The organism is Desulfomarina sp. (assembly GCF_054039375.1).
The window spans coordinates 1-12893 of sequence record NZ_JBPLBA010000012.1; the positions used below are offsets into that span (position 1 = coordinate 1).

Annotated in this window: 13 protein-coding genes; 2 read left to right on the top strand and 11 right to left on the bottom strand. The window is 46.5% G+C overall.

The features are described 5' to 3' along the window. The first annotated feature begins 520 nt into the window (after positions 1–520). Positions 521–2614, top strand: a complete 2094-nt coding sequence (locus tag ACXLDX_RS00620; protein WP_457575250.1) for a methyl-accepting chemotaxis protein — start codon at positions 521–523, stop codon at positions 2612–2614. Between the two features lie 106 nt (positions 2615–2720). Here ACXLDX_RS00620 and ACXLDX_RS00625 read toward each other — a convergent pair whose 3' ends face one another. Continuing rightward, positions 2721–3149 carry a hypothetical protein gene (locus tag ACXLDX_RS00625; RefSeq protein WP_457575251.1) on the bottom strand — a complete coding sequence of 143 codons (429 nt, stop codon included), beginning with the start codon at positions 3147–3149 and terminating at the stop codon, positions 2721–2723. A gap of 526 nt (positions 3150–3675) precedes the next feature. Between ACXLDX_RS00625 and yaaA the strand changes: the two genes are divergently transcribed. After that, positions 3676–4458: a peroxide stress protein YaaA gene (gene yaaA / locus ACXLDX_RS00630; RefSeq protein ID WP_457575252.1), complete on the top strand. Its 783-nt coding sequence runs from the start codon at positions 3676–3678 to the stop codon at positions 4456–4458. Between the two features lie 185 nt (positions 4459–4643). Here yaaA and ACXLDX_RS00635 read toward each other — a convergent pair whose 3' ends face one another. The 10 genes from ACXLDX_RS00635 to htpG form a co-directional block, all read right to left on the bottom strand. Continuing rightward, a complete protein-coding gene (locus tag ACXLDX_RS00635; RefSeq protein WP_457575253.1) occupies positions 4644–5120 on the bottom strand; it encodes a hydrogenase maturation protease in 477 nt (158 codons plus the stop codon). Further along, on the bottom strand, positions 5117–5593 hold the full coding sequence (locus ACXLDX_RS00640) for a hypothetical protein (protein WP_457575254.1): 477 nt from the start codon (positions 5591–5593) through the stop codon (positions 5117–5119). Before ACXLDX_RS00640 ends, ACXLDX_RS00635 begins: the two co-directional genes overlap by 4 nt. Then, positions 5590–5841, bottom strand: coding sequence for a 4Fe-4S dicluster domain-containing protein (locus ACXLDX_RS00645; protein WP_457575255.1), 252 nt, complete (start codon positions 5839–5841; stop codon positions 5590–5592). Before ACXLDX_RS00645 ends, ACXLDX_RS00640 begins: the two co-directional genes overlap by 4 nt. A gap of 4 nt (positions 5842–5845) precedes the next feature. Then, positions 5846–7258: a Ni/Fe hydrogenase subunit alpha gene (locus tag ACXLDX_RS00650; protein WP_457575256.1), complete on the bottom strand. Its 1413-nt coding sequence runs from the start codon at positions 7256–7258 to the stop codon at positions 5846–5848. 3 nt (positions 7259–7261) lie between these two features. Then, positions 7262–8191: an NADH-quinone oxidoreductase subunit B family protein gene (locus tag ACXLDX_RS00655; RefSeq protein ID WP_457575257.1), complete on the bottom strand. Its 930-nt coding sequence runs from the start codon at positions 8189–8191 to the stop codon at positions 7262–7264. A gap of 22 nt (positions 8192–8213) precedes the next feature. Continuing rightward, complete coding sequence (locus ACXLDX_RS00660; protein ID WP_457575258.1) at positions 8214–8708, bottom strand: hypothetical protein; 495 nt, start codon at positions 8706–8708, stop codon at positions 8214–8216. Between the two features lie 282 nt (positions 8709–8990). Next, positions 8991–9611, bottom strand: a complete 621-nt coding sequence (locus tag ACXLDX_RS00665; RefSeq protein ID WP_457575259.1) for a YqaA family protein — start codon at positions 9609–9611, stop codon at positions 8991–8993. Then, positions 9592–10269 carry a protein-L-isoaspartate(D-aspartate) O-methyltransferase gene (locus ACXLDX_RS00670; protein ID WP_457575260.1) on the bottom strand — a complete coding sequence of 226 codons (678 nt, stop codon included), beginning with the start codon at positions 10267–10269 and terminating at the stop codon, positions 9592–9594. Before ACXLDX_RS00670 ends, ACXLDX_RS00665 begins: the two co-directional genes overlap by 20 nt. After that, the gene (locus ACXLDX_RS00675; RefSeq protein WP_457575261.1) at positions 10235–10633 is read right to left on the bottom strand and encodes a hypothetical protein; all 399 of its coding nucleotides are present in this window, start codon (positions 10631–10633) and stop codon (positions 10235–10237) included. The genes ACXLDX_RS00670 and ACXLDX_RS00675 overlap by 35 nt, the downstream gene beginning before the upstream one ends. A 312-nt stretch (positions 10634–10945) precedes the next feature. Further along, the gene (htpG, locus tag ACXLDX_RS00680; protein WP_457575262.1) at positions 10946–12817 is read right to left on the bottom strand and encodes a molecular chaperone HtpG; all 1872 of its coding nucleotides are present in this window, start codon (positions 12815–12817) and stop codon (positions 10946–10948) included. Between the last annotated feature and the right edge of the window lie 76 nt (positions 12818–12893).

Sequence of the window (12893 nt, forward strand, 5' to 3'; positions counted from 1 at the left end):
TTTCCTTTGCCTGTCCGTTTTCAACATCATGCAGGAACCCTGTCGCTGCAGGACGGGTTGATTTGAGAACAGGTTCAAGATCACGCCTTAACTCCTGAAGAACATCTTTTTTCAATGATCTCACTTCATCGCTGAGAGCATCCAGCTTCTCCAGAATCAACGCTTCATTCATCGTATTTCACTCACCGGTTAGAATTGCGGAAGAACCACCATGTAGTATTACTACCATGTAGTAGCATACTCCAGCAAATATGTGAAGGAAAAAAGAAATGCAATAATTTACCTAAATACTTTAGCACTCGATATTTTTTTTGAGTTATGTTTTTTATTATTAAATTAATTAGTTAATCACAGGCGTACTCTTAATCCCTCCAGGCTTCCACTCCTTAAATTGATCAGGTGACACAAGAATCCATCTAAATAATTTGACAATAATTCTTATTTACGAGAAAATACGTAAATCGTTTGAAAACGAGAATAAACATACCCGCATGATGCCCGGCGCATACAAGGAGAATACATGTTAAAGCTGAAGGATATTAAAATTAAACCAAAACTGACCATTCTCTTTCTTCTCGCGGGGATCATTCCCCTGGCTGTTGTCGGCTGGTGGTCCAGCTTTAAAGCCAGTGACGCCCTGATGCAGAGTGCTTTCAATCAACTGAGAACTTTGCGGAGTGTAAAAAAGATTGAAATTGAGTCTTTTTTGAAAGAGCGCATGCAGGATATTGAAATTCTAGCAAGAAGCGCTGATACACATAATATTATCAACCATTTTTTTAAATATCATCATGAATTCAATATCAAAGCAGATGGCCCGTACAATACATCCACACCTGAATACAAAAAGATCTGGCAGGAACAGGGAGAAAATCTTTTCAAATATATGAAAGAATACGGTTATTATGATATTTTCGTTATCTGTGCCAAACATGGCCATGTCATGTATACAGCGGCAAAAGAATCAGATCTCGGTACCAATCTCAGTCATGGACCGTTGAAAGACAGTGGTCTTGGCAAACTCTGGGCCCGGGTAGTGAATACACAAAAACCGGCCATTCAGGATTTCAAGCCCTATGCCCCGAGCAATAATGAACCGGCGGCATTTATCGGTTATCCTGTTTTTGATGAAAACGGAAATCTCGAAAGCATTGTGGCACTGCAACTCTCTCTGGAAGCAATCAATAATATAATGCAGGAACGGGAGGGTATGGGTAAAACCGGTGAAACGTACCTGGTCGGCCAGGATAAACTGATGCGTTCAGACTCCTTTCTTGATCCAGAAGGACATTCGGTCAATGCATCCTTTGCCGGCAATGTCGCCGGTAACGGGGTCGACACGGTCGCCAGCCGAAAAGCTCTGGCAGGAACAACAGATGCGGGAATTATTATTGATTACAACGGCAATCCTGTTCTTTCCGCCTACACGCCGGTCAAGTTCGGAAATACCACATGGGCCCTTATAGCGGAAATTGACAGGGCCGAGGTAAAGGAACCGATCAACAATCTCATTAAAAGTGTTATCATTATAGCAATCGCGGCAACAGCGCTGATTACCTTGTATGCTCTGTTTATTGCAGGAATGATAGCAAAACCACTTATCCGGGGTGTCAATTTTGCGCAAACCATCGCCGGAGGTGATCTGACAACACATTTTGACCTCAACCAGAAGGATGAGATCGGCGACCTTGCCCGGGCTTTGAATGAAATGGGCAAAAAACTTCGTACAATGTTTCAGAATATTGCTGGTGGAATTCAAACTCTCTCATCAGCCTCAAATGAACTTGCCGCCATATCCGGCATAATGTCCACCAGCTCTGAACAGACAACAGAAAAAGTCAACAGTGTGGCGGATGCAGCCAAAGAAATGAGTATGAATATGGACTCGGTCGCCGCTGCATCTGAACAGACCTCAGTGAATGTCAATATGGTTGCGGCTGCAGCAGAGGAAATGTCTTCAACAATCGCAGAGATATCATCCAACACCGATAAAACCAGCACAAAAACACAAACAGCAGTCAACCAGTCGGACAATGCATCAAACAAGATTCAGGCCCTGGGTGAAGCCGCCCAGGAGATAGGTAAGGTTACAGAAGCAATCACTGAAATATCGGAACAGACAAATCTTCTTGCACTCAATGCGACCATTGAAGCCGCCCGGGCAGGTGAAGCGGGCAAGGGTTTTGCAGTGGTTGCCAATGAGATCAAAGATCTGGCAAGGCAAACATCGGACGCAACAGCCGAAATCAGGGACAGCATCTCAAGAATACAGGATGCCACCAGTAATTCGGTCATGGAAATCACCCGGATTTCTGCAGTGATTGGTGAAATAAATGAAATGGTATCTGTTGTTTCTGACACAGTGAACGAACAAACCAATGCCACCCGTGAAATTGCCGACAACATATCCCAGGCCTCCCTGGGCATACAGGAAGTGAATGAAAATGTATCCCAGGCATCAATAGCAACCAGAGAAGTGGCAAAATATATTATCGAGGTGGGAGAGACATCTGAAGGAATCAACTCAAACAGTGAAAAAGTCAACACAAGTGCAGGAGATTTAAGAAAACTGGCCGGACAATTGACCGACATGATCAATCAATTCAAGCTATAGGGTGCCTTGGAAGATCAGTTTTTTCCTTCGAAATCAAGGAACTGAAAAGACACTCCAGCTTCGAAAATTTCATTTTTTCTCCAGACATCTCATCCTGGAAATCTGTTTATTTTCCTGCAGCTGTGCCCGCTTCTTTCAGGCGGGCAACAAGATAGGCGGCAAGCTGTTTATCATCTTCAAACATATCGAAACAATAGCCATCACTTCCGGAAAGACCTCTTGGAATGACCTCTCCTCTCTCTTCGGGGTCCGTAATCATATCACCGTAAAAACAGACGGACAGCCAGCGTTCCGCCGGATCATCATCAATAACGTCAATGATGGCAAACAGCTCCCTGTCGGTCTGCCTTCTATGCTTCGGCCTGATGGAAAAACTGACTCCGGGCCGGGCAACAAACTGCAACTCAACATCTTCCATAGTTTTTACGGTATCAAAAAAGAGCCGAAACCAGTTCTTCATCGGCTGATCACCCTCTCCACCCCAGTCACTGAGAAATGTTTCGATTTCAGATTCCACCATTTTCTTTTCCATCATTTCACCCTCCATAAAACTAAAATGATTTAACCACTCACAGGTCAATTAACCATGTGCTTTTTCGTAATTGGTCACAGGGGTAGTAACTCCAAGAGTAATTACGCTTTTTCTCTCTGAAATGTAATGAAAATTCTTCTAAATAACAAAAGTTATTTTTAATTTGACCCGGCAACGCCCAGGTGGAACGCTGATTACGTACAAAATTCAGCCTGATACTTGAGACCTGTGGATGTGCCTGTTTTATAAGGCGTATTTCAAAAATCACATTGTACTGGTTTGAAAATAATCTGGACTGACACTTTTTTCATTTGAATTCCTTATCAATTGAGATTTCCAGTGATTTTTGACCGTAAGCTAGCCTTGTAAAGCAGGTCCAATCCACAATTTGGCTGAGTTTCATGGGTAATCAAGATGAAAATAGAGTACCGTGTAAGCTAGGTTTTTTTTAGACAACCGGCCACTCCCTTTCCAGCGAAAATGCTGTTTTCCAAGGTGGTCTGCACACAATTCAGCCGATTACTCTACAATGCTTCTCATTCTTGCACCTTCAAAAACACAAGCCTTCAATGGACGTGATTTTCCCCTTTATTTCCAGCCGCTCTTCCCAGACAAAACCGAGTCACTGATCAACCAGCTTCAGGCCATGTCAAAGGATGAACTTGCAACCATTTTAAAGACCAGCAGGAAACTGACGGAAACAACCTATGAACGTATCCACAGTTTCCAAATTCCCCTGCGAAAGGGACGTGTCCACCAGGCCTTTTTCACCTTCCAGGGAGATGTGTACAGAGGAATAGGAACTGATTCTTACAATAAAGACCAACTCCAGTACTGCCAGGATCATATCTTTATCCTGTCGGGACTTTATGGAATCCTGCGCCCTCTGGATCTCATGCATCCATACAGGCTCGAGATGGGAACAAAACTTGTGACGGGGAACGGGAAAAACCTCTATCACTTCTGGAGTGATCACATCACTGAAGAAATAAACAGGACACTCCTGAAAACTGGATCAAATACAGTCATTAATCTTGCTTCAACCGAGTACTCCAGAACAATTCTCAAAAAAAAGCTGCAGGGAAAAAGAGTGGATGTGGTCTTTCAACAGAAAAAAAACTCTATTTACAGAACAATTCCAATCCATGCAAAACGGGCCAGGGGATATATGACTGATTTCGCCGTCAAAAATGGTATTGAAAAAGCGGAATATCTCAAAGAATTCGATCTTGAAGGTTATCGTTTTCAACCCCGGGATTCGACAGAACTGCGATGGCTGTTCAGGCAGGAAAAAGAAACACAGGGCCAATAACTCACAGTTTCCCAGCCTTTCATGCTCTCTTTTGCCCGCGCAGGCTGAAGCAGACTATAGCGAACAAAAGAACCTGAAAAAATCTTTACCCCCCTGCAGGTAATTACTTTTTGTTTCCTGATTACCCATGAAACTCGGCCAAATTGTGGATGTGCCTGCTTTATCAGGCTGAGTTTTGTGCGTAATCAGATTTTGTTTTTCTTGCCATTGAGAAGATCAAGCACCCGATCCACGGCAGGATCTATTGCCTCTGCGACCTTATCACTCATCCCCGTTCCCAACTGATCAAACTGATGCCCCTCTATTCCCACCAGGTAAATTTCATCCGGCACCTTTTCCGGGTAAATCCTGGCAGCAACCTCAACAGCTTCCCGTATTCCGATTCCATGCCCACTGACGGGACGGCCCCCTAGGGATGGAATTTTATCCCAGGGTAATTGATGCACCGTTCCCGACGGACTTCCAAGCTGAACACTGTCCACCACCACCAGAATCTGCCCTCCCGGTAAATATTCGAGAAGGTCCATTCCTCCAAGGCCAAGATATTCCACCCGGACACCAGAAGGTAAATCGAGTTGTTTCAGTCGCTCATAGACTGCAGCACCAACGCCGTCATCACCTATAAAATCATTACCGACACATATGACAAGACCTTCAGTCATTGTCTCTTTAACCCACTGAACGCCAGATTAAAAATGCACCGCTCACCGGTGGAAACAGTTCGTGGTCGTACCGGCATACCTGCAAGTTCAGCCACCATCCCCGCAATATAGTAATGAAACATCTGACAGGTCTGCCCGTCAATCTCCATTTTCCTGTTCTCGCAGACACTGCCGATTGGACATTGATTGATTGTAATCACAGCCTCCGTTCCTTCAAAATGTCCACTCAACTCCAGCTCCTGGATTGAGAAAACACGGACAAGCTCCTCAATAACCTTTTCAGGGCTGTTATCCGTCAGATAAACCGGCAGATTGGCCGCCATTTTCCTGCCCGCGGCTACCGCCAGGGACGGCGTGGATTTACCGACGAAAACAGTGATGGTCTCAACGAACATGTCAAGAAGAAATGAGACTTCGGTAAACGCCTTGTCATAGTCTTCCAGAGTCAGGTTCAGCTCATTTTCCGTTATCATAAGAATTTCCCCATCCGACGACTGAATTGTATGTTACGATAAAAATTCTTGACTACATGATGATTTCTGTGACTGATGGCAAGGGACGGACAGATATAGGCACAACTCAGGCATTCGATACAACTCGCTATTCTCACGACCACAGCTTTCCTGTTCTCCTCATCAAATTCAAAACAGTCGGTTGGACAAACTTCAAGACATAACCGGCAACCACGGCAGGCCTTCTCATGAATGGTCATTTCCAGCATTATTCTACCTCCTGATTCTCCTGATTACCTGGTTATTGCATCGTATTTCGACTTCCAGAGCCATTCTTCCAACAGCATGGGTGGAACATGCCAGGCATGGATCATAACACCGCACAACAAATTCGAGATTATTCAGCACCTGTTCATCATCACTGCCGGTCAACAGACAATTGCCACTCCGTTTAAGCGAACTGTTGATGGCTGCCGTATTCTGCTGGGTGGCAATGATCATATTCGCCTTTCTTACAAGCCCTCTTTCGTCAATTTCATAATCATGAATCAACGTGCCACGGGGAGCTTCGATATGGGCAACACCTCTTCTGCCGGCAAATGATGCCTCCACCCGTGTTTTCCCCCGCAATGCCGGATCATTAATCAGCTGATCCGCCCGCTCACAGGCATATATCAGTTCTATCAGTTTGGCATACATCTGAATGATACTGTTATGGCAGGGCGAATCAAAGCTGGTTCTGAACCGCTCAAATTCGGCCTGGGCCAGGGGCGTTTCGATCCCGTCAATCACGTTTAACCGGGCAAGGGTGCCTACACGATACATATTTTCCACATTTGCATGGAGAAAATAGACCTCCTTGGCGTAGGAGTAGGTAACTGCGCGCTCCACCAGGCAACGATCATACTCAGCAGCTCGAAACTCTTTTCGGATTACACCGTTTTCATCCATACCGCGCAAAACTCCATCATAAAAATTGAGTGTACCATCGCTGACATTACCCAGGTACCATGACGGCAGGCTCTGGCTTTCAAGCAGCCGGGGGTTGGCGTCGAAAAGACGAAATAAAAGTTCCCTGATCTGTCCTGCAAGCTCCGAACAAAGATTCACCGTTTCCGCCGTCAGCTCCTGCAGCCTGGAAAACTGTCCGTCACTGAGCGAAAATGAGATTCCTCCGGCAACCGCGGTCACGGGATGAATCCCCCGGCCGCCAATAGCCTCGTTTATTTTCTGGCCCAGACTGCGAAGGCGGAGTCCTTTTTTGGTGAGCTCCGGTTCCACTTCAGCCATCCCGACAATATTTCGGCCCGCATCTTGGCCCTGCAGACCAAAAACCAGATCCGGACCGGCAAGAATAAAAAGGGACAGGGCATGAGAGTGAATCACATGGCCCATATACATGAACTCCCGCAGCAGTTTCCCTGCCTCGGGGACGGTTACACCGGCCGCCGCATCAAGAGCCTTTGCCGCCACCAGGTGATGGGCCGTGGGACAAACCCCACAGATACGCGCAGTAACCTGGGGCAGTGTATGAGCTTCCATACCAACCAATATTCTCTCAAAACCCCGAAGCTCATTAACACAGAAAAAGGCATCTTCAACCTGACCTGCTTCATTGCAGTCCAGCAGAATACGGGCATGCCCTTCAATTCTCGTCACAGGATCAATTCTGATTGTTGTGGACATGTTTTATTCCTCTGAATCGGCTATCCATTTCTTTATGAGAAATGTTGGTTTCTGGCCAACCATTTTTGTGGCCATTGCATAGGCGTAATGTGTCTTGGCTGATTTTTCCATTTTTTCCATGATATCATCATAAGGAATTGCAGTCAGCTTGGACATGCGCTCACTCACCTCCGTTCTGATATCCCTGGTGGGTTCAGTGAGAATCTGCATCGTCGGTCCTGCACAACCAGTACAGGGAATCCCATGGGAGGGGCAGGGAGCCAGGCAGCGATCAAGGGTGACGGAACCAAGACAGATATAACCCTGGCTGAGAAAGCAGATATCGTCTTCGGCGATTCCCTCATGACCGGCCCTGACAGCAGTGACGTCGGTCTTCTCCATTACCCTGTTGCAACCGGCACATACCGTTTCCTGAAGAACCCTAGGTTCCGATCCAACTACAAGGGAGGAGAGTGCCTCAAAAATAAAACGGGCATGGGGAGGACAGCCTGGCAGGTACAGATCCACATCAATGACCTCATCAATCGGAATAACCATCTTTTCCAGGGATGATATGGAGTTTCCCGGAATAAGATCCGTTTTTGTAGTAGGATTCTTCCTGTAGACATGATCCAGGATTTCTTCCCTGCTGTGTGCAAGACCGGCACCGTGGAATCCCCCGTAAACAGCACAGGTACCAAAGGCAATAATGGTTTCACATTTCTCCCGCATCTCAATAGCGGCATTGCGATCATGTTCCGTTCTGATGGCACCGGTGACAATGCCGATATCAGCCTCCGGATACCCTTTTTCATCCGTCAGTACCGGGCATTTCTGGATTTCTATGGATTCCAGGACCCGCAGCATCTTCTCATGCAGATCGACAATAGCCACGTGACACCCTCCACAATCGCACAGCCACTCACTGTTCAGGCGAACCTTTTTCTCACTCATCTTTTCCTCCGGGAAGATCCCCTCAAGCCGCAACCGTCAGTTTTTTCAGACAACTGTTCTCACCGGCATGTTTTATGGTCAGTGTCGCTTTTTTTCCCATGATAGACTCCAGGGCACCCGCAAAAAATCCATACATCATGTTACACAGGGAACCCTGCTGTGGATGTCCGAAACGAAAAAGAGCCTGCCTGATCATACAGTCCCGAAAGACCAGAAGCATTTCGAAATCACCCTTCTCATTTCTGCAGACGAACTCCTCCTGCCCTTCAGGTTTAAACGGTTCAAATCCCCACAAACAACTGTTGGCCACCAGAATATTCCTGACTTCTTCCACTGCTTCCAGCAAATCATCCGTTTTCCTGGCATCCTCAGAAAATTTCCGTCCCAGGTTTCTCCCTGCCGACATGGTCATGCTGTTGGCTCCCCTGCCGAGAATCGGTTCTATTCCGGCAGACAGTGCTACCATGAAATTCATCGTTTCCTGAAGGGTCCGCCTTTTTTTCAATATTTCTTCCACACCCCGCTCCTTTTTCCATCTACTCCACCGTAACTGGTCACAGGGGTAGCAATCATATGATTATATTACCTCTGAGCCGGAATTGCTCACAGGTACCCCAGGGTATTAATGGTTGAACCATTTGAACCGGCCGTACCGGTTTAAATACAGGCTCACGCATTCAGGGTATAGAAAGAAAATTGGAAATTCAAGAAAAATCAGGCAAGATTGATAGAGTCAGGGGTTTCTAACAATTAAAATAAGCACAACTTGGCCCATTAAGCACTTTTGGCCCAATGAAGATCAGAAAAAATATTTGACCAGGGCAAAACCCGCAACAAGAAGAAAGACAAAAAGAAGGGAGAGGATATTAAAATAACGATCTATAAACGTCTGTATCCAGGGCCCGAACTTACGAATAAGTCCTGCCACCAGAAAAAATCTTGCGGACCGTGCCACCAGTGACACAATCATGAATGTAATAAAATTGGAATGGACAAAACCGGCCGTAATGGTGAACAGTTTATATGGAATGGGCGTAAATCCGGCTGTACCCACTATCCAGACATCATACTCTCTGAAATAGTGCTGCACCATCTCATACTTTGCAGACAAACCATACCACTGCACAATTGGCATACCGACACTATCCATGAACCAGTATCCCAGACCGTAGCCAAAAGCCCCGCCCAGAACTGATCCAACAGAACAGATTGCAGCATACCTGAAGGAAGTCAGCGGAGACGCCACACACATGGCAATGAGAAAAACGTCAGGAGGCAAGGGGAAAAAAGAAGATTCAACAAAGGCAATCAGGAAAAGTGCATACGTACCGTATGGGCCACTGATCCAGTCCATACATCTATCATACAGTCCACGAATAATACTTTTTGAGCCAATGTCTTCACTTTCCACTCCAGCCATACTCCCCCACCAGGTCAACAAACCGGACATTTGCCAGTCGCCTGATCTCAACCTGCCCGTCCTTTTTTATAAGTAATTCAAGCCCCTGGGCATGTCTGTCCCCTGTTGGAATAACAAGCCTTCCCGGATCGGCCAGCTGATCAATCAGCGGCTGCGGAATTTCCGGCCCACCCGCTGTAACAATAATTGCATCAAAGGGACCGTGTTCCGGCCACCCCAATGTGCCATCGTCGAGTTTTGACCTGATATTGAAATACCGCAGCCGGTCAAAAACTTTGCGGGCAGTGGCAAGAAGGGAATTAATCCGTTCAACTGTATAAACTTTCCTGCACAATCTGGAGAGAACAGCAGCCTGGTATCCTGATCCCGTACCGATCTCAAGTACAGTTTCGTTTCCGCAAAGCTGCAGGGCCTGTGTCATACAGGCCACGATATAGGGTTGGGAAATGGTCTGCCCCGCACCAATAGGCAGCGGATAATCTCCATAGGCACGCCCCCCCATGGCATCATCCACAAAACAATGCCGGGGGACTTCATTCATTGCGGCAAGAGTTCGCTCGTCAGTTATATTACGATTAAGGAGCTGCTCCCTCACCATTTTTTCTCTGCTGGTTACATACCGGTCACTCACTTTTTTTCTCTTGCCAGGAGTAATCATCAGCCCAATCCAGATCATCCTCGTCAGTACGCAGATAAACGCACTTCGTGACTATACCATTTTTCAAAGTCACAATCAGACGACTGTACTCAGGAGAACCAAAATATTTTCCGGCATAGGGCACTCTCTCCAGAAGGGTCATATCCTTCTTGGTGTACAGCCATTTTTCAGAGCCGTCCGGCCCAACCTGCTGTTCGTCGGGATCACCTAAATATATCAGAACATCCTCACGGGTTGACACTCCAACCTTCAACAGAGCCGCATCAGATGCCAGGTGCCGTACAGGTTTATTATAACAGCCGGACAAAAGGGACAAAAGACACAGCAGAAACACAACAGTATAAAAAATTTTTGAAAAAGACATACTCTCTCCGGTAATTCATCTGAAAATTTTATGCCATGCCCTCTTTCCCTTACACTCCATGCCACCTCTATAGCCTGTACGATATTTTTTATCAACGAATAACTGGCGGCAAAACTGCCAAGGCAATGTCGTTAACTTAAGGACAAGATGGTTCATGAAAGTCCCATTCTGACCTTGACCGAAGGTATCTGCAGCCAGGACGGCTGCAGTCAAGCCCCTCCAGGGACGGGTTTAGGCGTCCCTCGGACGAGGTCGGAATGGGACTCATCGCTTAAGTTAACGACATGGCTGCCAAGGTAACCTGAGGCCCAATCACTCCACCACCCGGTTAAGAATCCTGTAGTTCCTCTCAACCATTTCAAGCGGATCTACAACCAGGCCCGCCTGGATCATAGCGTTATCATGAATCTGCTTCACCACTTCAACGGCAAGCTTCTCATCGTTTTCACGCAACCCGGCCAGTTTGACAATCAAGGGGTTTTTCGGATTGATCTCCAGGGTTTTCTTTGATTTTTCTCCCGCCATCAGTCCCTGCTCTTTTCGACTGGCCGCAAGGATCCGCTCCATCGATGAGGTCATGAAACCATCAGGATTAACAATCATTGCCGGCGCATCCACCAGCCGTTTGGAAACAACCACATCGGCTACAACCTCGCCCAACTCCTCCTTCATCCACTGCAGAAGCTCATCGAGTCCCTTCCTGTCAAGGCTGTCGCCATCATCACCGGCCTCGTTTTCCCCGGCATCCTCCCCATCCTTTGCCAGAGAAAGATCTGCCCGATCTGCTGAAACAAGTTTTTTACCATCAAATTCGGCCAAATGACTGAGAACAAAATCATCAATTGGTTCAAGGGTATAGAGAATTTCAATATCCTTTTTCCTGAACATCTCCACATAGGGCCCGGCCTCAATCGCTGCCCTGGAAGGTCCGTTGATATAGTAGATCTCCTCCTGGTCGGGATTCATTCTCAGGACATAGTCCGCCAGGCCGACGGGTTTACCGTCCTCCGATTTCGAGGATTCAAATCGAAGCAGTTTTCCAAGCTCTTTCTGATATTCATAATCGCTGGTTACACCCTCTTTCAGATAAAGACCAAAAGTTGACCAGAATTTCCGATATTTCTCCTCATCTTTTTTCGCCTCTTCATCCAGATATTTCAGGAATCTTTTGGTAATAACCTTACGCAGTTTGGCAACAAGGGCATTATCCTGCAGCGACTGCCTTGAAATATTGAGCGGCAGATCCTCGCTGTCCACCACACCTTTTAAAAACCTTAACCACTCAGGCAGAATATTTTCGGAATGCTGGTCAATGAGGATTCTCTGGCAATAGAGATTGACACCCGGTTCAACCCGTCCAAACCCGAGAACCTCAAAATTCTCCTGGGGAACAAAGAGAAGTGCATTAATAGCCAGAGGAGCATCGGCAGAAAAATGCAACCTGTACATTGCCTCCGTAGTGGCATTGCCGACAAACTTATAAAAATCGGTGTATTCCTCTTCGGTTATTTCGTTGCGGTTTCTTGTCCACAGGGCCTGAACCGTGTTGACGACTTCCCCTTCGAGCTTTATGGGGAATGAGACAAAGGCGGAATACTGTTTAATGACCGACTCAATCTTCCATTTCTGTGCATACTCCCTGGCATCATCCTTCAAGGCGATGATAACCTTCGTCCCCCTGTGCAGCCCCTTCATTTCGGTGATGGTAAAAGATCCTGAACCATCAGAAACCCATTCATGGCCCTCGCTGCCATCCCAGGAACGACTCTGGACCCGAACTTCTTTTCCAGCCATGAATGCGGAGTAAAAACCCACACCAAACTGACCGATCAGGCTGACATCCTTTCTGGCCGCCTCCACTAGTTCTGTCAGAAAAGTATTAGATCCCGAATGGGCAATAGTACCGAGATTATGCTCAAGCTCTTCACGGGTCATGCCGATTCCGGTATCGCTGATTGTCAGGGTATGTTTTTTTTCATCAACATCTATGGTGATCTCGAGCGGCACATGATCATCAAAAACATCCGTTTTGGTGAGAGACTCATGCCTGAATTTTTCCAGTGCATCGGCCGCGTTTGAAATCAATTCCCTTACAAAGATATCACGCTCGGTATAGAGTGAATTGATGACTATATCGAGCAGCTTTTTGGTTTCCGCCTGAAATTCATGCGTAGTTGTTTCCATATTTCACCTCATTCTTAACGTCTGTACGGGAATGGAAAGAAAATCCTTTCCATTGATTTTTTTTGGAATTTCGGCC

Bases quoted from the DNA above. Each gene is read 5' to 3' on its own strand.
- htpG (WP_457575262.1), bottom strand. From the start codon at position 12,817: ATGGAAACAACTACGCATGAATTTCAGGCGGAAACCAAAAAGCTGCTC.
- ACXLDX_RS00675 (WP_457575261.1), bottom strand. From the start codon at position 10,633: ATGTCTTTTTCAAAAATTTTTTATACTGTTGTGTTTCTGCTGTGTCTT.
- yaaA (WP_457575252.1), top strand. From the start codon at position 3,676: ATGCTTCTCATTCTTGCACCTTCAAAAACACAAGCCTTCAATGGACGT.
- ACXLDX_RS00655 (WP_457575257.1), bottom strand. From the start codon at position 8,191: ATGAGTGAGAAAAAGGTTCGCCTGAACAGTGAGTGGCTGTGCGATTGT.
- ACXLDX_RS00640 (WP_457575254.1), bottom strand. From the start codon at position 5,593: ATGATAACGGAAAATGAGCTGAACCTGACTCTGGAAGACTATGACAAG.
- ACXLDX_RS00620 (WP_457575250.1), top strand. From the start codon at position 521: ATGTTAAAGCTGAAGGATATTAAAATTAAACCAAAACTGACCATTCTC.
- ACXLDX_RS00665 (WP_457575259.1), bottom strand. From the start codon at position 9,611: ATGGCTGGAGTGGAAAGTGAAGACATTGGCTCAAAAAGTATTATTCGT.
- ACXLDX_RS00625 (WP_457575251.1), bottom strand. From the start codon at position 3,149: ATGATGGAAAAGAAAATGGTGGAATCTGAAATCGAAACATTTCTCAGT.
- ACXLDX_RS00650 (WP_457575256.1), bottom strand. From the start codon at position 7,258: ATGTCCACAACAATCAGAATTGATCCTGTGACGAGAATTGAAGGGCAT.
- ACXLDX_RS00645 (WP_457575255.1), bottom strand. From the start codon at position 5,841: ATGCTGGAAATGACCATTCATGAGAAGGCCTGCCGTGGTTGCCGGTTA.
- ACXLDX_RS00670 (WP_457575260.1), bottom strand. From the start codon at position 10,269: ATGATTACTCCTGGCAAGAGAAAAAAAGTGAGTGACCGGTATGTAACC.
- ACXLDX_RS00635 (WP_457575253.1), bottom strand. From the start codon at position 5,120: ATGACTGAAGGTCTTGTCATATGTGTCGGTAATGATTTTATAGGTGAT.